Source organism: Paenibacillus sp. FSL H7-0350, from assembly GCF_038593195.1.
Lineage (GTDB): Bacteria > Bacillota > Bacilli > Paenibacillales > Paenibacillaceae > Paenibacillus_AQ.
On record NZ_CP151972.1, the window covers coordinates 2262469 to 2282439 of the forward strand.

17 protein-coding genes are annotated in these 19971 nt (G+C 53.4%); 3 read left to right on the forward strand and 14 right to left on the reverse strand.

Annotated elements, in window-relative coordinates; genetic code table 11:
- Positions 1–30: 30 nt before the first annotated feature.
- The 4 genes from dcuS to NYE24_RS10440 all read right to left on the reverse strand — a co-directional run bounded on the left by dcuS (position 31) and on the right by NYE24_RS10440 (position 4354).
- Positions 31–1641, reverse strand: coding sequence for a DcuS/MalK family sensor histidine kinase (gene dcuS / locus NYE24_RS10425; protein ID WP_342478615.1), 1611 nt, complete (start codon positions 1639–1641; stop codon positions 31–33).
- 82 nt (positions 1642–1723) lie between these two features.
- Positions 1724–3316 carry a diguanylate cyclase gene (locus NYE24_RS10430; protein WP_235218544.1) on the reverse strand — a complete coding sequence of 531 codons (1593 nt, stop codon included), beginning with the start codon at positions 3314–3316 and terminating at the stop codon, positions 1724–1726.
- Between the two features lie 178 nt (positions 3317–3494).
- A complete protein-coding gene (locus NYE24_RS10435) occupies positions 3495–4052 on the reverse strand; it encodes a 5'-nucleotidase (protein ID WP_036699594.1) in 558 nt (185 codons plus the stop codon).
- Positions 4053–4207: 155 nt separating this feature from the next.
- The gene (locus NYE24_RS10440; protein ID WP_143804202.1) at positions 4208–4354 is read right to left on the reverse strand and encodes a lmo0937 family membrane protein; all 147 of its coding nucleotides are present in this window, start codon (positions 4352–4354) and stop codon (positions 4208–4210) included.
- Between the two features lie 201 nt (positions 4355–4555).
- Here NYE24_RS10440 and NYE24_RS10445 point away from each other — a divergent pair, with 201 nt between their 5' ends.
- Positions 4556–5578: an alpha/beta hydrolase gene (locus tag NYE24_RS10445; RefSeq protein WP_143804201.1), complete on the forward strand. Its 1023-nt coding sequence runs from the start codon at positions 4556–4558 to the stop codon at positions 5576–5578.
- 144 nt (positions 5579–5722) lie between these two features.
- On the opposite strand, the gene NYE24_RS10450 is transcribed toward NYE24_RS10445, so the two are convergent.
- From NYE24_RS10450 to NYE24_RS10485, 8 genes are all read right to left on the reverse strand, one after another.
- A complete protein-coding gene (locus NYE24_RS10450; protein ID WP_342479224.1) occupies positions 5723–5932 on the reverse strand; it encodes a class I SAM-dependent methyltransferase in 210 nt (69 codons plus the stop codon).
- Between the two features lie 274 nt (positions 5933–6206).
- Positions 6207–8990 carry an alpha-mannosidase gene (locus NYE24_RS10455; protein ID WP_076154335.1) on the reverse strand — a complete coding sequence of 928 codons (2784 nt, stop codon included), beginning with the start codon at positions 8988–8990 and terminating at the stop codon, positions 6207–6209.
- Positions 8991–9005: 15 nt separating this feature from the next.
- Positions 9006–9827, reverse strand: coding sequence for a carbohydrate ABC transporter permease (locus NYE24_RS10460; protein WP_036699598.1), 822 nt, complete (start codon positions 9825–9827; stop codon positions 9006–9008).
- Positions 9828–9848: 21 nt separating this feature from the next.
- A complete protein-coding gene (locus NYE24_RS10465; protein WP_036699600.1) occupies positions 9849–10715 on the reverse strand; it encodes a sugar ABC transporter permease in 867 nt (288 codons plus the stop codon).
- Between the two features lie 68 nt (positions 10716–10783).
- Positions 10784–12166: an extracellular solute-binding protein gene (locus NYE24_RS10470; RefSeq protein WP_036699602.1), complete on the reverse strand. Its 1383-nt coding sequence runs from the start codon at positions 12164–12166 to the stop codon at positions 10784–10786.
- Between the two features lie 192 nt (positions 12167–12358).
- Entirely contained in the window at positions 12359–13651 is a 1293-nt protein-coding gene (locus NYE24_RS10475; RefSeq protein ID WP_342478616.1) for a glycoside hydrolase family 125 protein, read from the reverse strand.
- A 240-nt stretch (positions 13652–13891) separates the two neighbouring features.
- Entirely contained in the window at positions 13892–15040 is a 1149-nt protein-coding gene (locus tag NYE24_RS10480) for a GntR family transcriptional regulator (RefSeq protein WP_342478617.1), read from the reverse strand.
- A gap of 435 nt (positions 15041–15475) precedes the next feature.
- Complete coding sequence (locus NYE24_RS10485; RefSeq protein WP_342478618.1) at positions 15476–16777, reverse strand: MFS transporter; 1302 nt, start codon at positions 16775–16777, stop codon at positions 15476–15478.
- A 235-nt stretch (positions 16778–17012) separates the two neighbouring features.
- Between NYE24_RS10485 and NYE24_RS10490 the strand changes: the two genes are divergently transcribed.
- Positions 17013–17534, forward strand: a complete 522-nt coding sequence (locus tag NYE24_RS10490; RefSeq protein ID WP_342478619.1) for a DUF3231 family protein — start codon at positions 17013–17015, stop codon at positions 17532–17534.
- Positions 17535–17684: 150 nt separating this feature from the next.
- Positions 17685–18296 (forward strand): LysE family transporter, encoded by a 612-nt coding sequence (locus NYE24_RS10495; protein ID WP_179090382.1) that lies wholly within the window; start codon positions 17685–17687, stop codon positions 18294–18296.
- On the opposite strand, the gene NYE24_RS10500 is transcribed toward NYE24_RS10495, so the two are convergent.
- Both NYE24_RS10500 and NYE24_RS10505 read right to left on the reverse strand, forming a co-directional pair.
- The gene (locus NYE24_RS10500; RefSeq protein ID WP_076154330.1) at positions 18293–19735 is read right to left on the reverse strand and encodes an amino acid permease; all 1443 of its coding nucleotides are present in this window, start codon (positions 19733–19735) and stop codon (positions 18293–18295) included. The two genes, NYE24_RS10495 and NYE24_RS10500, sit on opposite strands and share 4 nt — an antisense overlap.
- 77 nt (positions 19736–19812) lie before the next feature.
- Positions 19813–19962, reverse strand: a complete 150-nt coding sequence (locus NYE24_RS10505) for a hypothetical protein (RefSeq protein WP_342478620.1) — start codon at positions 19960–19962, stop codon at positions 19813–19815.
- Between the last annotated feature and the right edge of the window lie 9 nt (positions 19963–19971).

Here is a 19971-nt window from a genome sequence, read left to right on the forward strand (position 1 = left end):
TATCTTTACTCTTCATCATTCTCATATGCTTCATGCGTTGGTATCATTCTTTGCGCTATAAGGAATCTGCACCGTGAAGTCGGTACCTTCCCCTTTCCGGCTGCCATACGTAATCGTCCCGCCCAGCTTATCTACACTTCGCCGCACCAGATACAGTCCCACGCCCCGGTCGCCGCCTTTGGTCGAATAGCCCTGTTCAAACAGGTGGGCTCCATTCTCCGCAGATATGCCTGTTCCGTTATCGCTAACCTTGAGGGTAAGCTGGTTGTCCTTATGCCGGAATCCAATCTCGATCTGCTTAGTGTCCGCGCCTTGGAGCGCCTCCAGCGCATTGTCCAGCAGGTTGCCCGCAATCGTCACCAGCTCCCGCGCCACCTGGTGATCCGCTGCTTCAGGCAGTATACCCTCATCCCGGATCACCAGCCGCACATCGGCCTCCCTGATTCTGCTGAGCTTGCCGAGCAGGAAGCCGACCATCACCGGGTCTTTGACCTGCCGGACCACCGAGTCCGCCTCTGTCTGGATATTCTGCACAATATCCGTGAGATATTCCTCCAGCCGGTCGTATCTGCGCATCGTATTCAGCCCCATGATGACATGGAGCTTGTTCATGAACTCATGGGTCTGGGCACGCAGCGCCTCGGCGTACAAGGAGATACCGGAGAGCCGCTCCATCAGAATACTGATCTCGGTCTTGTCCCGGAACGTGGCAATCGCCCCTTCGATGATTCCGTTCACCCGGACCGGAACCACATTCACCAGCAGCGTGATGCCGCTCTGCTCCACTTCCTTATCCTGCAGGGCTTCCCCGGTCTCCAGCACCTTCTCCATCCGCAGCAGCGGCCAGAACTGTCCAGCCTCTCTGCCTACCGGTTCCTGGTTCAAGCCAACGCTGCCCATCAGCCTCCGGGCCTCGGCATTCACCAGGGTAATCCGCGATTCCTTATCGACAGCCAGAATTCCCTCCTTGGTCGATTGCAGCATAGCGCTGCGCTCCTCCAGCAATTTGGCGATTTCTCCCGGCTCCATGCCGAACATCATCCGCTTGATTTTGCGGGCCAGCAGGATGGCACCGAATATCCCCATCAGCCCGCCGACCAGGATGCCCGAGTAGATAATCCAGCGGTTCTGCTGAACGGCGGAACGGACGCTGCCCAGCGATATGCCTACAGCAACTGCTCCAACCTGCTTGCCGTCAGCGGCGAAGACCGGTGAGAACGCTCTCACAGAATAGCCGAGCGAGCCTTCAGCCACGGATATGGTCTCCTTGCCGTGCAGCGCATCTGTCTCATCCCCGCCCATGAAGTGCTTGCCGATCAGGGCTGGATCTGGGTGCGAGCGGCGAATGCCTCCCATATCCATCACGACCACGAATTGCACGTCATTGATGGCGCTGATATCCATAGCATACCGCTGAATACTGCCGGAGTCGGGCTTGGCAAGCAGCCCGTCTACCACCCCCGGCGTACGGGAGACCGTACGGGCAATGGTAATGGCCTTGTTCTCCAGAGAGGCCCGGGCCTCTTCGGAGAATCTCATGCCGAACATCATATACACAATCAGCAGCACCAGCACGACGATCAGGCAGATCATCAGAGTGATGGTGGTCTGAAGGCGTAATCTTTTGGTACCAATTCTCACAATGCTCCACCTTCAGGAAATTTTTCTCGATTATAACGCAAAAGCACTCAAAGCGCGATAATCACAATTCAAAGTAATTCGGCTAAGACTCCGTAATCACCGACTGGTTCCGCCCTCTGCTTTTCGCCAGATACAAGGCCTGATCCGCCTTCACAAGCAGTCCCGTAAGGTCGCCGGCATGCGATGGATAGTGGGCAATTCCCTGTGAAATCGTAAGCTGCGCCGCAATCGGCGCCTGGCTTCGCTCGACAGCAAGACGGATTCGCTCAGCAGCGCTGAAGGCTTCCGCAGGCGTAGTCCGGGCCAGCAGAATAACGAATTCCTCACCGCCGTAGCGGTAACAGACATCATCCGGACGAAGCGAGGTTACAATGACCTGGACGACATGCTTCAGAACTTCATCGCCCAGATTATGGCCGTACGTGTCATTGACCTGCTTGAACTTATCTATATCCAGCAGCACCAGTGAAAAGGGAACACCAGAACTCATCCGCTGGCTGATCGTCTGCTCCAGGGACCTGCGGTTCATCAGACCGGTCAGCACATCCGTCTCGGCTTCATGGGTCAGCTGCTCGGTCTGCTGCTGGATATTTGCCAGGGCAAGCGATACGCCGTCTGTCAGTAAATACGCCTCCCGGCTCCAATACCGCTTCGCTTCCTGCAACTCTATCTGTTCCTTGCCCATTCTGCTCACGACATCTGCCAGATAGACGAAGGGACGCGCAAACTTGCGAGCCAGCAGAATTACGCCCAGCAGCAGGACGATGAATGGCAAGGCGGAATACCCGATCAGGGTACGAAAATGCCCGATCAGCTCCTGATGAATCTGGCTAATCGGGGAGACAACCACAATGCCCCAGCCATTGGCAGGCACACTGGAGTAACCCGCCAGCATCTCGATGCCCCGGGTACTCGTAACAGGCTGTTCTCCGCTTTTCTTATTCATCAGCTGCTGCACCACCTCATTACTGCTGACATCCGTGCCGATCCGCGCTTTATCCGGATGATAGACCAGATGCCCTTCAGAATCCACAATATAATAATAGGCCCCCGAATCATCCTCCTGCCCATTGTCAAAAATCTCAGACAGCACGTTATTCTCCTGAAGATAAATAGTGCCGCTAAGAATTCCGGCATAGGTACCCGCAGCATCGAAAATGGGCTGGCTCAAAAATACGATTAACCGCTTGGTATTGGCCGTCAAATAAGGGGAAGAAATATACGGCTTGCGGAGCGCTAAGGCTTCCTTGCTACTCGTTGAGCTGACGTGCTTGCCTGTGGTCCCTATGCTGGCAGGTGAGACATTGCGGACGAGTCCGCTGGCGTCAACCACGGTGATGGAATTGAAGAAATTGCTGCTGCTGCGCATCAGATCCAAGGAATCATTCACTTCCTGCGGCGGCATAGCGTCTATGTCAGACAGCCTGGCGGCGTTGTATTCCAGAGTCCCGTGCATAGACTGAAATAAGGAATCCATCGTCTTAGACATCCGGTCAGCATTGAGATAATTCAGATGAAGCGTGGTCTCCATTAAGGACCGCTTCTTGGACTCATAAGAACCGAGCAGAAGAATGCTCGAGGTTAGCACAACCACCAATGTCACCAGACCTGTGAGCAGCGTGGTGAGACTCAGCTTGTGAATTTGACGAAACTTACGCTTCAACCTTATATACAAACCCGCAATCCTCCTTGGAGCAAAAAACGCAATGATATATTCATCATACCGCAAATACTGATAATGTTCGACAGCGGATTTATGGCAGGACAGGCGGCGGCTCAGTCTCCCGGACATAGCAGAATAAGCCCGCAGCAGCGAGGCTCATCTTCAAGCGTTATTCAAGTTCACGTTCACCCTACGCCTGCAAAATCTCATCCACCCGTTCCTTGGCACCCTCCCAGGAGGTCATCAGCGGAAAAGAGTATTGCTCCCGTACCCTGAGGTTCCACGGATGCGGAATACAGAGCACCTTCTTCCCTGCCTGAACGGCGGGCAGCAGGTTATGCGGGCCGTCATCAATCAGCAGATCGTAGCCGATCAGATGCTTCCGCTTGCAGGTGAAGAAATTGTCGGCCGGGATGTACGGCATATGCTTTTGCAGCCAGTTCCATTTCTCCAGCACCGTCTTCGGGACAGCGGCCGTCACAATAATAACGTCATAAGCGTTGTGCAGCTTCTCCATCTCTTCCACCACATATTCGTCGAACAGCTCCAGCTCCTCGTAGAGGCCGGGTCGGCCGAAGAACAGGTCCATGGTGCTGTCCGGATGGCGCAGATGGTCCGTGTTCCAATCCATCATATCTTCGTAGCGAAGCGGATGTGTAGGAAACTCAATGTTATTGTGGTATATCGCACGCTTCACGAGATGGCAGATGGTATCATCCATATCGACGGCGATGATCGGTTTGCGCATTGAATCTCCTCCATGTACATTTTCATTCATTTTCATTAATTATAGGCAACGAGGGAATAAGTGTCCAGACATCCGCCAGACTCCACATAAAAAAGCACATGCCTCCTTCACAGGGGCACATGCTTATCGGCCTAATCCTATCCACTCATTTCCCTTTATCTGCGCGACCGTCCCTTGACCAGGTTAATCACGAACAGGACCGCTGCGACAAACAGCAGAAGATGAATCATGTTGCCCATGAAATTAAAGATGAGGCCTAACAGCCATACCACCACTACAAGTCCGATTAATCCCCACAGCATAAGCTTACCGCCTTTCTCTTCCGGTTTGATTTGTTTGTATTTTACCCTTGTGGAGGAGAATTCAAACGGATGGTCCGTCAGATCCGGCTGTGGAGACCGCTATTTCGAGGCCTCAGGACATTGCTTAATTGCGGGACATGCTGTTATACTGTCTTTTAAATAATACAATTGTATTGTAAAAAAGGAGACGAGCCCACCACCATGACCCACTCTTCAAGTCACCCGAAACCTGTTGCACCGAAACTGCGAAGCAGGCTGCTTAAGCTGCTGCTGATCCTTGTATCTGCCATCCTATTTCTCATAGGATCAGGTTTCTTATATGAAGCCATTGCCTCCCATTCCGCCCGTAAAAGCTATCCTGCACCGGGTCAACTGGTCGATGCCGGAGGCTATAACCTGCACATTCGCCAGCTAGGTGCGGGAGCCCCGACTATCATTCTGGAAGCGGGCAGCGGCGAAACCAGCCTGTCGTGGAGAGATATTCCTGAACAGTTAGCTGAACAGGCTACCGTTGTCACTTATGATAGGGCCGGGTATGCCTGGAGCGGACAGGCGGATACGGAACGCTCAGGCGCCAATATCGTGCGTGAGCTGCATACGGCACTGAAGAATGCAGAGATTCCCGGCCCCTATTTGATGGTCGGCCACTCTCTTGGCGGCATGTACGCCCGGCTCTTCACTCAGACCTACCTGGACGAAGTAACCGGACTGGTGCTGATTGATGCCAGACCCGAGAATGACGACCGCGAGACGAAGCCGATTCTGGCCGCCGAGAATGTTGCCGGTAACCCCAGCGCTTCCCTGCTGAGCCTGCTCAAGCGCTCCGGTGTGCTTCGGCTATTCCAGGATCAGCTACTCGCGGGGCTCGTTGCGCCACAAGACCGCGGGGCGTTCATTAACGTTATTTCCACGCCAAGTTATTTTGCCGCCAAGGAGCAGGAAGCAACATTAACTAGCTCCACCGAGGATGCGATCCGCGGACAGAACTTCGGCTCCCTCCCGGTCAAAGTGATCGCCCGTGGCTTGCCTCAGGACTATGCATCCTTCGGAGTCTCCGAAGGTACAGGCCAGCAGCTGGAAGCGATTTGGCAGGAGGGCCAGCGCAGTATGCTTAAGCTTTCTTCCAATAGTGAACTGATCGTCGCCGGGAAGAGCGGCCATATGGTTATTCATGACCAGCCGGAGCTGGTAGTGCAGACGATTCAGGGTATGCTTAGAGATTAACAGGCTTTATACATAGAGGGGCTTGATTTCATCCCATTTCGAGAGCATGTGCGAGATGATTGTCGTGCAGCCTTTGGGCATGAGAATGCCGAGTCCATGGGAATGTTCAAATTGTGCCGCCGGGTGTATTTCCTGCAGTTCCTCCTAGAGCTGGTATACGCCGAAGTCATCCATTCGCACCGTAATATCATGGAACAGTACGACACTATTATCGGCCAGTTTGGGCAGCCAACATTCATAATCATGCTTAATTGCTTCATAAGTGTGAAGTCCGTCAATATGCAGAAGGTCAATGCTGTTGTCTTCAAACGTACCTACAGCCTCGTCAAAAGTCATTCGGAGTAAGCTGGCGATGCCGGGAAAGAATTATTCTCCCAGTGTGAGTACCGATTCATAAATCGAACCTTTGTAGAACCCGGAATGCTTATCGCCAATTTAGGTATCGACAGCATAACATTCCGTATCCAGCCCCTGATCCAATCCTCCGGATGCTCTGGACCTTCCGGCCAGCAAGTACACCAAAAAACGGCACAAACCGCAGCTCACCTTACAATGAGACTGCAGTTTGTACCGTTTACAATTCCTTACCATTTACTTGAAGAACATGCTGAATAGCCTATTGTATAACCTATTTCTCCAACTGGTATACCTGCGTGACGATCTTGTAGCCATCCACAGGCTGCTCCGCTGCCGCAAGCTTCGAGACACGGCGCTCCAGCACATCACTCTCATAGACAGCCTCTGCCCCGAAGGCAGGCTGAACCTTGAGCGCTGCCGGTTCGCCGCCCAGATTATACCAGCGGGCCACGAGATCACCCGTCTCCTCAGCCATCTTGAGTGTCGAGAAGGCCAGCGGTGAAGCGCTGGAGTTCCAGCTTAACCATTGCCCGGATACCGGCAGGGTCACTCCGCCTGAATGCGGACGTCCATTCACGGCCGGGACGCGTGTTGCCGGGCCTTGGGTCTGAAGAACCGTCCACGGAATCTGGTATTGGTAGGCTTGTGCATAAGCACCGGATACCGCACCGTCACCCGTATAAGGGATGATCGCATATTCTACGGTTTGCTGGCCCAGGCACTGTGCCTCCGGTGTCTCGAACACACCCCAGTCACCGAGTTCAGAGGACGAGCGCAGCAGAGTTACTGCAATGGTGTTTTTGCCGTCCAGCAGCACCTCGTATTCATTCAGGCCCTTGTTCGCAACGGCAAGTCCATGGACTCCATCTGCTACACTAACGAAGACCTGCTGATGCTGGGCATTACTCGGATTGATCCACTCTGCCGCAGGCCGGTTATTGCGTCTGGCCACCTCGAACACGGAGTCCGCATAGTGGTGGTCCGATTCAAGACCTGTAGGGAACAAGGCTCTGAGCCGCTGATCCTTGGCCTGATTGTTGAAGCTGGTGCTTAGTTGCAGCATTCCGCTTCCAGCTTCCAGTGTATAGTGGGTGGTCAGCATAAGCGGCACCATCTGGGCCGAACGCTGCGCGGTACGCTCGGTGAACGGTACCATCTGCTGCTTCTCGGTGAGGAAGGTCTCGTCTGCACTGGCCGGAACCTCCCAGCGCAGCACCGTCTGCATCACCACACGTGTCGGGGACTGCTCAAGGCATGTGATCTCAGCCGTCAAGCCTTCGGTGGTCAGCACCTCGCTGCCTTCCGGCTGACGGTACACATACTCATTGCCGATGTCCCCGGTATTCTCGTATGCGTTCAGTCCGGCATAGACCGCACCTGACTGCTTGTCTGTAACAGTCACGGTACCGTTGTCTGCAACCGCAACGATCAGCTTGGCATTCTCCATCGTGTTGCCTTGTACACGTACACTATCCAGCACCGCTGCTTCCGCTCCAGCAGCGGCAGCAGCCGGAACCAATGCATACGTGCGGTACCCAAGCGCAGCCACATCCGCTGCCGGGAAGCTCACCCGGACCTTACGCGCCATATAAGGCTGGCGGAAGCGGTCCTTGGGCAGCTCGTAGCCGAAGTGAACCCCGAGATCCGCAAGGCCAGCCGGGTACACCTTGCCCGCTTCGTCCATAACCCGCCATTCACCGAGCGGCTCCTGCGCAAGCTCTCTGGCCAGAGTCTGCGGACTCAGTCCCTCAGGGAAATATTTCTTGACGGTAATCAGCTCCACCGTAACCGTTCCAGTTCTGGACCAGCCGCTTGTATTAAATACGGTGAACGGAACCGCATCCGGTCCCCAGGCCGCTACTCCGGCCACATCAATGGCTTCAGTTAGTGCAGCCGCGCTCTGGGCGGCAATCGCCTCAGCCATCTGGCTGCTCTTGGCGAACCGGGTCACCATCTCGCGGTGCACCTCATCCACACTGCACCCGCAGATGCTGTCATGCGGATGATTCTGCATGAGCGTCTTCCACGCATAGGTCAGCAGAGCATGCGGATAGGCTTGTACTCCAGCCAGCGCGGCAAACGCCGCCAATGGCTCAGCCACCTTTTCCAGCAAAGTCTGGCCGGATTGGTTCAATTGCTTCAGATACACCCGTGAAGATGCCGTGTTAACCAATGTGCCCCATCCATCCGTATGCTGGCTGCGCAGCTCCCCTTCCACCGTCACCAGATCGCCGGGAAGATCAGCTTCCAGTGCCTTCAGGTACTCGTCGAAATTGGAGTGTACGAACTCCACATCGGGATACAAGCTGGAAGCTGTGCGGATCGCCTCTGACAGATCGGTCTGAATCGGCTGGTGATCGCAGCCGTTCATGAACAGCAGATGCGGAGTAGAAGCGAACTTCTCGGCGTCTGCGAGATTCTTGTCCCAATAAGCTTTGGCGGCCACCGGATCAGCCGGAACCTCCATCCCGTTGCAGTACCAGTTGGCGAACAGCACACCCAGCACCTCCGAACCGTCCGGGGAACGCCAGACCATCTCGGAATAAGGAGACTCATAGGTATCCGTCTCGCTGACTTCATTATTGAAGCCTGTCGGCTTCACGCCGCGCCCGAAGATGGCATTCGTAATTCCGGCCTGCTGAAGAATCTGCGGCGCCTGGCCCATGTTGCCGAAGGAATCGGGGAAATAGCCAGTTTTGGAGATGATTCCGAACGGCCTCGCATCCATATGCCCGATCAACAGGTTGCGCAGATTCGCTTCCCCGCTGGTCAGGAACTCGTCCTGGAGCACGTACCAAGGCCCGAAATGAATACGTCCTTCACGAATATAGCGGTCCAGCCGCTCTCTCTGCTCCGGGCGGACCTGGAGATAATCCTCGCGGATAATGGTCTGTCCGTCCAGATGGAAATAGCGGTAATCCGGATCTTGGTCCAGCGTGTCGAGCAGCTTATCCATCAGTTCAATCAATAACAGATGATGATGTTCATAAGGCATATACCATTCACGGTCCCAGTGGGTGTGCGAGATGATATGTGCGGTTTTGTGCTTAGCCATGTAGGTAACCCTCCATTATCCTTTGGTTGCTCCGCCCATGCTGAACCCTTTGGACATATACCGCTGGGAGAACATATACAGCACTACGGAAGGCATCGTGTAGAGCAGTGAGAAAGCAGCCAGTCTGCCGTATTCGACCATGCCGTGGCTGCCGAAGAATTGATAGATGGTAACGGATGCCGGAAGCTTCTCCGGCGTCTGGAGCAGAATATACGGTACAAAGAAATTCCCCCAGCTGCCCGAGAAGGTAAAGATCGCAATCGTGGCGATACCCGGAAGCATGAGCGGGGCAACGATTCTCCGGAGTCCGCCCCAGACGGAAGCCCCGTCAATCCAGGCCGCTTCCTCCAGGTCAATCGGTACAGAGTCCATGAAGCTCTTCATCATCCAGATCCCGTAGGGCAGGGAGGAGGAAGTGAGGAAGAGCATGGTTGCGAAGATCGAGTTCTGCAATTTGAAGAACAGGAACATTTGAAATACCGGAACCATCACCGCCGTAATCGGCAGAGCTGTCATGAAGAGGATGCTGAGCAGGAAGCTTTTTTTGAATCGCATCTCATAACGGGATAACGGGTACGCAGCCAGTACGGATGCAAGCACAACAAGGGTTGCCTGACCTCCGGAGAGAATGATCCCTACGCCGAATGAGCGCAGATTGCCGCTGTCTCCGAGCACTGCCGAGAAGTTATCGAGCGTGAAATTAGGGAATCTAATACCCTGCTGGGCATTTGTATCAAACGAAGCGAGCAGAATCCAGAATAATGGCAGCAGGAAGCAGAGTCCCAGAACGACCAGTATCCCGTATTGGATATTACGTTGAAGCCTATGCTTGACCACAGTGATGCACCTCCTTCAGGGTTAGACCTTGACTTTCATAGATTTCATGTAGAACAAACTTGCAACAATCCCGATCACCAGCAGTACGAGTGAGATCGCGGTGCCGTATCCGAATTGATAATTGACGAAGGCCTGATTGTACATAAATACCGGCAAGGTCTGAGTGGCCGTTCCCGGGCCCCCTCCGGTCATGGTATAGATCAGTGTGAATACGCCCAGGGTCTGGAGCGTGACAAGCATCATGTTGGTGACGATCGAGCCTTTTACCATAGGAATGGTGATGTAACTAAGAATCTTGAAGTTGCTCGCTCCATCAATCGTGGCGGCCTCCTCAATATCCTTGGGAATCTCATCCAGTGCAGATTGATAGACCATCATCGAGAACGCTGTGCCGTGCCAGATGTTGGCAATGATGACACTCACCATCGGGAAGCTGAACAGCCAGGAGACCGGGCTAATGCCAAACCAGCCGATGATCTGATTGAGGGACCCGTTATCACTGAAGAACGCTACCATACAGAAGGCGACAACGATCTCCGGTGTAACCCAACCCGCAATGACGATAATGCCGATGATCCGGCGGAAGGTAACATTCTTCTCTTTCATTAGCAGGGCCAGAATGAAGCCGAGCACGACCTGCCCGATGACCGCTGAGAAAATCAGGAACACCAGGGTTCTCCAGACGCTGATCCGGAAATCCGGGTCCTGGAACATGTTCGTGAAGTTCTGGAAGCCGATGAATTGCAGGTTACGGGCAGCACTCCCCGTCAGAGCCATATTGGTAAAGGCAAAGCAAATGGTCAATATAATCGGTACGATAAAGAATATCAGCAGCAGCAAGACTGAAGGCGTCAGAAATAAAAATGCGCCCCGCGACTTCCTTTTCATAGGTCACTCCCCCTCCAAATCCGAAAGAGGAGAATGGCTTCTCCTCTGCGCTCGAATTCTCAAATCCTCTATTTGACTTCTACTTTATCTTCGCCAAGCGAGCGGGTAACATTATCCTTCAGCTGCTTCACAGCATCTTCCGGCGACAGCTTGCCTGAAGCAATGCTCTCTACAATACTCTGAAGCTGCGCAGATACAGTCGCATACTGATCATTGGCCGGGCGGAATTTCGCCACTTCCAGTAAAGCTTGCGCCTCCGCTGTATACGTACGGTCTGTATAGCCTGCTACGTCCACCGAATCATTACGCGGGCTCAGGTTGCCCTCTGCCACTACGCGTCCTGTTGCATTCTCCTGATTCATCAGGAACTCCAGGAACTTCCACGCCGCTTCCTTGTTCTGCGATTGTGCCGGAATCGACCAGGCCCATCCGCCGGACATGGTGATGGCTCCAGGCTCTTGACCCTTCTGCGTCGGGAATGGAGCGAAGCCCATCTTGTCAGCTACATTCTCAATCGGAGCCGCGCCGTTCTCGAACCAGGTTGATCCTGCCCAGCTTCCGTCCACGGCCATCGCCAGCTTGCCTTGCGGGAACAGCTGCTGGAAGGCAATGCTGCCGGCTTGTCCGTTAAGCGCTACCTGCATCGAAGGGCCTGTCTTATCTACATTGAACAATTGATTAATGAATTTGAAGGAGTCTAATAGTCCGGGGCTGCTTACAACCCATTTCTTGGTTTCATCGTTATACAGTGTGTCGTTCGTGCCGTACAGAAGCATCTCCAGCGTCTGCATGGTTACGCCTTCTCCGCTCGACTTGCCCACGATCATATTCAGCGGAGTTACGCCCGGCAGCTTATCCTTGATGGTACGTGCGGCTTCCAGCACCTCATCCCAGGTAGCAGGCTTGAACGGTACCGGTAATCCTGCTTGTGCCAGCAGCTCTTTGTTATACCAGATACCGCGTGTATCGGAGGTGGCAGGAATGCCGTAGATTTTGCCGTCTTCACCAGTCACACCGGCTTTGAGGTTCTCAATGAATTTATCCTTCCAGTCACTCCAGCCCGCAACCTGCGTATCCAGCGGCTCCAGATATCCGGCTGCGGCATCCGACTTGATGATCGAGGTATCTTCGGCTACGATGTCCGGCGCTGTATCGGGCGACTTCATCTGCAGAACGATCTTGGAGGTGTAATCTCCTTCACTGGCCAGCACCGGAGCAATCTTGATCTTGATATCCGGGTTGTCCGTTTCGAATTTCTTTATCAGTCCCGATTCAAAATACTTGGTCAATGTATCTTCGGAGCCCGACGAACGGAAGGTAATGGTGACCTCCTTCTTCCCTTCGGCTGCTCCCGAACCGGAGTTCGAATTGCCGCTTGAACAAGCTGTAGTCAACAGAAGAAGAGAAGCCATTGCCGCAGTCATCGAAACTTTGAATTTATTCATTTTCATTTGTCTTTGCCCCTTTGGTTGTAGTTTGACAAGTGGAAACGTCTTTGCCGTCCTTTTTAAGGACGGCACCCGTTTCAGCGAGAAATAGAAGGATAAGTTATCGTGTGCAACATATAAATTCTTATATTTTAACGCTTTCATTAAAGCTTCAAAAAGAACGGACAAGCCGTCTTTTCTACTTCACTATCCGGTCTACTTCACTACCCGTAATCCGCAATAATCCATAATCAGTTCGCTGAACAGCATATTCGACCAGGAGAACCATGGACGGGTGAATGCTGCGGCATCGTTGACCGAGAAGCCTTCATGGGTCAAGCCTGTGCCGCCATCCGTATCCTGGATCAGTTGCAGTAAGCGTTCTTTCTCGCTGCGTTCCGGTGTCGTAAGTCCTTGCATGGACAAGGCGATGTGCCAGATGTAACCCTCCGGGGTATGCGGACTGCCGATGCCTTCCGCAACCTGTCCTTTATAGTAATAAGGATTATCTTCGCTAAGGATAAATCTCCGGGTATTGCGGTACACCTCGTCATTCTCGTCGGTGTAGCCAAGGTAAGGCAAGGACAGCAGGCTTGGAACATTGGCATCATCCATAAGATTGTAATGACCTAGCCCGTCCGTCTCATAAGCATAGATTCTCCCATAGACCGGATGATTATAGATTCCATACTCCTGAATCCCCTGATTAATCTCCTGGCCCAGCTTCTGTGCCGCTGTCGCAAGCTCCTGATCCCCGTAGATCTCTTGAGCGATCTCTTCCAGATAGCGCAGGACCACCACAGCGAACATATTGGACGGCACGAGATAACCATATTCACAGCAATCATCACTAGGCCGGAAGCCTGACCAGGTCATCCCGGTATAAGCGGTTTCGCTGCCTTTGCCCTCCCGGGTCAAGGTATCTGTAAGCGGTGCATCCAGCCGCTGGAACCGGTAGCCCGACTCCGTCTCATGATGCTGCTCCACTCTCCACAGCTTCATAATTTCGAGCGCTGCCTTGCGGAAGGTCTCATCGAACTGCGTGACGCAGCCGCTATTCTTCCAGAGCAGATAACTGAGCTGGATCGGATACGCCAGCGAATCAATCTCATACTTGCGTTCCCAGATCCATGGGCTCATGTCGGTAAGATCCGATTGATGCCCGTGGCCGTTCGCCTCTTCATTGAAGGCATTGGCATACGGATCGAGCAGAACATAATTCATCTGCCGCTTCACAAGACCCGCAATCATCGCTTCCATGTTAGGATCTTCTGCGGCAAGCAGCAGATACGGGCGAACCTGGGCGGCGGAATCACGCAGCCACATAGCTGGTATATCACCTGTTATAACGAAGGTGGTGCCATCCGCTTTCTGCGAAATAGTGGTACCAATAGTATTGATAATGCAGTCCTCGAACATCTTGGCCAGCTTGGAAGAGTCTGGCAACTCCCCTTGTACCTTGCCGATCAAATCATAAACAGACTTCGGAATTTCATTCTGTAGCTTCACGGGTGTATGTCGCACCTCCAAATGGTATATATCAGTATTTCAAACGCTTTCATCATAGTAAACAAATAATATTAATATGTCAATATAATAATGGTATATTTATAGAGTTGTATGACCTATTGGTATATATAGTATATTCAGATCGGAAGCTGAATAACAAAAAAAGCCCCCGCAACGGAGGCTTTGATCTTACTCCCACGGTTGGGCTTTCAAGAATTCCAGGTACGCTGCTCAGCCAGGTCAGTCCTTGCGGACCGGTGCTGTTGACTTGCCCTTAATCAATACGGCCGGTAAAAGAATCCGGGAAATGGGCTGCTCGTTCCCTTGCATGGTGAACACATTCTCATACGCCTGTTTGCCGATGCTGAACTGATTCTGGCGCATATGCGTCACTCTACAGTCTTCATTGGACTCCGGGCTGTCGAAGCAAATCAGGGACAAGTCTTCGGGAATCCGCAGTCCCAGCTTGCCCGCCGCCTCTTCGACCAGCAAGGCGATACTATATTCGGCTGCGAACAGCGCTGTGATCTGAGGATATTTCCGCAGATGCTCGGCCAGCTTGTCCACATCGCTGATCCGGGCCTCCGGGTCAAATACATTCGGCATGGTAGACGTGATCGTCTCCATCCATAATTCACGGTTCGCCAGCAGATTATGCTCCATGTGAGCTTCAAGAATACCGTCGATCCGTTCCTCTATTGCGGTTGTATTCGCAGGCGGCGGCGCGAGAAATCCGATATGCCGGTGCCCCAGCCCGAAGAGATAGTGCGTGGCCTCCTTGGCCGCCTGGATATTATCGGTACTCACAGACGAGGCGGGAATCCCCTTCAGATAGCGGTCAATCATGACGAACGGGAATTTCTGGATAACCAGCTTCAGAATCTCGGCACTGAAATATTCGCCTTGCGCCGGGAAGATAATCAGCCCGTCCACCCCAAGCCCCAGGAGCTGTTGAATCGCTTGCTCCTCCAGCTCGGGAATCCCGAACGACCGCCGGACGATCAGAAATGCGTCATTCTCCCGCGAAGCCTCTTCCATCCCGTATATCAGCTCTGTGCCGTACATATCACTGAAGTGTGTAATCACCAGTCCGATGATCCGTTTCTTGCCTGTGGTCCGGACCGTCTGCTGGCTGTCAAAAGGTTTCATGATCAGCGAGTTCGCATCGGCTACGAAGGAGCCTCTGCCTGGCTGACGGACGATTAGATGTTCATCAGCCAGCATTTTCAGTGCTTTCTTGGAGGTAATCCGGCTCACCCCAAATTCACTGCACAGTTCTTTTTCTGAGGGAACCCGCTCCCCCGCTTTATATTCATGATTCGTAATTCGCTCACGCAGCGTATGAAAGATCATTTCGTACATCGGCTTCGAGCCTGAGTCATTGGCCATATCAAGCACCTCCATTACCGCTTTCTCTTGGAAAGACACAACCTAATATACCATGTTATATTAGTAATGTGAAGCATACGGATAAAAGGAGCGCCTGAGAATTGTTGCAATTATTGCAGGAATCCTCTATACCTATTACTGGCTGAAGTGGAATGTTGCATAAATTGCATAAATTTCTGTGATTAGAGCAAGTTTGCGCTGGATTTGTTGCATTTTGTGCAGGATTTCAGCATAGACCGCTTCAATAGGGCAGGATTGTTGCATTTCATGCAGAATTTCTCAACAATTGTTACTGGCTGTGAAGCCTAGAGCCCATCGCTCATCGTGGCAGCACCCACTGTATTCAGTTTTTGCTTGTAATACACGTTTCTAATAAAATACAAATAAGGAGCGCCTCATATGGGGCACTCCTTCAACCATAAAAGCATACAACCCCTACCGGACACGCTGGCGTAGCGGGCTTCCCTTCTTCGCCTTGAATGAATTCCGCTCTGTCCGGCCTTCCCCTTCGGCATCGTCCTTACTGGGCGTTACCGCGAAGAAGGACAGCAAGCCGCCTACGGCCCCGACGCCCGCCATGGTGAAGAACAAGGTCCAATGTCCCCGGTTCATCAAAAGGGACACTACCGGCGGGCCCAGCGCGACCCCGATGAATCTCATGCTGCTGTAGAGGGAAGTTATCGTGCCCCGGTTCTCCTTCTCGATGCCTTCGGTAATCAGTGCATCCATGCAGGGCAGAACCACTCCGATCCCGATTCCGCTTAGACTCAGGAACCCGACCATGTAATAGATGTTCTCGCTGAAGCCCGTAATCAGCGTGGCAGCAGTCAGTAAGGCCATGCCGCCGAAGCCGAGCCATTTCATGAGCGGCTTGTTTTTGCCGATGATCTTGCCGCTTCCGTAAGAGGCCAGACATAGCAAAGCAAGCGGAATAGCCAGAACGAAGCCTTTGTAGGCCCCATGCAGGTTATATCTCGATTCGAGGATCTCAGATAAGTAGAACAGCACCCCGAAGGTGGCGAACATGCAGATGCCCCCGATGGCGAAGATGGCGTACAGCCAGCGGCCCTTCTCATGCAATACGTTCTTAATGCCGCCCAGGAATTCCTTAAGACTGATCTTCTCCGCCTCCTCCTTAGGCTTCTTGACCAGGAAGATCACTAGAATGCAAGAGATCAGGCACAGGACAGGAATGGCGATAAAAGGCGCATACCATAGCAGCATCCCCAGATAAGCTCCAAGGATCGGGCTGACCACTTTCCCGAAGGTATTGGAGGTTTCAATAATCCCGAGCCCCTTGCTCACCTCCTTCTCGTCCTTGAACAGATCGCCCACGAAGGGAATGACGATGGGAAAAGCGCCTGCGGCACCGATCCCCTGGACGAAACGTCCGGCAAGAATGATCCAGTACGCGCTCACTCCTGTGAAGAACCAGGCAGCGGCGACACATCCGGCTCCGCCCAGGGCGGCCAGGATCAGGCTGGGCAGAATTACTTTTTTTCGCCCGAAGCGATCTGATAAATAGCCGGCGATGGGAATCATCAGGATGGCGATCAGGCCATAGACAGTGATGATCATACTGACCTCAAAAGCGTTCACCCCAAGCTCCTTCGAGATCTGTGGCAGGATCGGCAACAACATTGAATTACCCAGTGTCATAATCAGCGGGATGGAGGAGAGCGCAATTAGTGCCCCTTTTGTACCTTTTCCCCCTTGGGACTCTTCGGACCCGTTCATGGACGAACCACCTTCTTTTAGTTTCGCATCCTGCTTATTGTCGGTCTAACGGCTGTATTTATACCCAGGAATGATCCAGCTGATGATTACCTAACTTCACATCTGCTTATTATGGAATGACAGTCAGCCTTTTATCCGTGTCAACAAATTTACAACCTTGCTCTGTAATATCTCTGTTTCCTCCAGGACATGCTACCCCTTGTTCAAAACCAACCGCAAAGGAGCTTGATTACTTATGACAGGAATTCTAGGCGGCAACCCCAAAGATGAGCCGATGCATTATGGAGAGATTTTTACGGTGTGGGAGGCTTCGATGGCTGCCAAGGGCGCCTTATCGTCTTACAGAGCCTACATGTATCATGCCGGAGATAGTGACCTGAAGAAAATCATCGCCTCTATGATCGACCAGGCGGAGCTGGAGATCAGCGAATGCGACTCGCTGCTGGCTGAGCAGGGCATTGCTGCTGCCCCGGCACTGCCAAACCGGCCTGAAGTGAGACTGGAGGATATTCCGGTCGGCGCACGGTTCACGGACCCTGAGATTGCAGCCATGGTTGCAGCCACTCTGGCGGTTGGACTGGTGGCGTGCAGCCAGGCGATGGGGATGTCTATCCGTGAGGATATCGGCGCATTGTTCGCCAAATATCATCTCACCAAGGCAGCTATCGGTGTGAAGAATCTGCATCTGCTGAAGAAAAAAGGCTGGCTGGTTCCCCCGCCGCTGCTCGTCAAGAGACCGGAACCGGTCCACGCGTAAAGCAGCCGGTTACAGCATCTGATACAGCAAGAGGCCCGCGATTCTTCGCGGGCCTTCTTCAGGTCTGGTTGTCCTATTCTCCCATCCTGTGGAATAAGCTATCTATATAGAATAAAGGAGGAGGACATCATTAACATTTTCATAGGTTATATGGTGCTGGGATTATCCCTGTCAGCGCCTATCGGCCCTATTAATGCTGCCCAATTGGACAAGGGGCTGCGCGGAGGCTTCATGCCGGCTTGGGTAGTGGGCCTCGGAGCCATCAGCGCCGATATTATCTACATGCTACTGGTCTATCTGGGGATGATTCATCTGCTGGATGCTCCGTTCGTCAAGGCCTTTCTGTGGCTATTCGGCTTCTTCGTGCTGGTCTATACCGGTATCGAGAGCATCCAGCATTCTGGGCAGATTGCAGCCGCAGACACGAGAGGCAGTGGGGTCTCCCTGTCCAAATCGTTCGTGTCGGGCTTCCTCATGTCGCTGTTCAATCCCCTCTCCATCCTGTTCTGGCTCGGAATCTACGGCTCCATCTTGGCCAAAGCAGTTAACGAATACCCGATGCAGCAGCTCCTGATCTACAGCGGCGCCATTGTTCTCGGCATACTGCTCTGGGATGTGACCATGGCGGCAGCCTCCAGCATGTTCCGCTCCTTCCTGACTTCGCGGGTGCTGAAGTCGATCTCCGTCCTGTCCGGCCTATCGCTGGTCGGCTTCGGCTTCTATTTCGGGATTCAGGCGGCCCGGCTGCTGTTCTTTCATTAGATTTTGTTCTTCCGCAGCCGAATGCCCTTGATCCGGAATCCGGGGCCTCCCGGCAACGAGTGGAAGCTTCCTGTATGCGCTTCCGTACGCTGTTCCTTGTCCGCTGCCTCCTGCCCGTGCTTGCTGCGGTAATGCTGGAGTATCCAGTCGCTTAGCGCTATCAGGGCTACAATCAAGAGACTGATATAGAAGCCCGGGCGGCTGAGTTTATGGAACAGCGTCCCGCTGACCGCAGCAAGAATCAGCACCAGCCCGCTCCAGCGCTTCACACGGCTAAGCAGACTTGGCCTCAGCAGCTTGGCGGAAGAGAGCAGGATGAAGGCCCAGTTATAGAGAATCATCAGCCCGGCGGCGGTGGTGATGTATTCGTACACTTTTCCCGGCAGCAGTAAGGCCATAATTACAGTCCCCGTCAGACCGCCCGCAATCAGGCACAGTGCCAGCAGCGGATACTTGTCCTTCCACTTCTTAGCGAATACCTTGGGCGCATCCCCCTCCTGGGCCAGCGTAAGCATCATCGAGGTAATCGCATACAGTGACGCCGTCATCGTGGAGAACCCGGCAATAATCAGCACCCCGTTGAACAGATGCGGTATGAAGGCGAGATGATCACTGCGCAGAGCCAGAACGAAGGGACTCTCCTTGGGGTTAAAAGCGCTAAGCGGCACCATAATGACCGCTAGTCCAATGGACAAAATATACACTGTTCCCAGCCCAAGCAGCATCACCTTCCCCGCCTTCGGCGCTTCCTCCGGCTTCTGAAGCCGGTAAGACATAATCCCCAGTACCTCGATCCCGCCATAAGCATAGAAGGCAAAAATAAACGCTGACCACAACCCGATGCCCCCTGACGGGAACAACGCCTGATAGCTCATAGGCACCTTCGGAGTGAACTTGCCGCCGCCAATCCAGCCTGCCAGAAGCAGGGCGGCAATCACCAGGAACATAAGAATAGCCGCCACCTTGATGACGGCCAGCACATTCTCCACCCGGTCGAAGCCCTTGTTGCCGAAGAATACAATCCCCAGAGCGACCACCGCATACCCCGCTGCAAAAATCCACATCGGCACGCCCGGGAACCAGAACCGAGAGAAGATCGACAGCGCCGTAAGCTGGCTGCCCATAATCAGTAGCTCCGAGAACCAGTACAGCCAGCCGCTGCCGAAGCCGGCCCAGTTCCCGAAGGCCTGCTTGGCATACGAGCGGAAGGAGCCTTGCTCCGGCTGCACCGCCGTCATCCGTGCCAGCGCATCGAAGACGACATACGTTCCCACCGCTGCAAGCAAATAAGCCAGCAGCACCGCCGGCCCGCCCATGGATATCGCCAGACCCGATCCGAGGAAATACCCGGTTCCTATCGTCCCCGCAATGCCGAGCAGGCTGAGCTGCCACCACTTCAGTTTCTTGTCATTCTCTGCCGAGCCAGAAGTCTGATTCATGAATTCCGTCCTTGTCTTGTCAGAATTAGAGAGGTCTCTCAGGCTTTATAATTCCCCGCGGGCGGGGATTCATGAATTTAGTTTTCGGGCCAGATGCCCGTAACCGGTCTAGGGTACTCTGCGAAGTAATCCAGAATCTCGAATTTCGCCGCTGGCTTCAGAGAATATACATCATAGGCTTCATTTTGTACCTCTCCCTGCATACACAGCTTGATCAACCGGACCAAGTCCGCCGG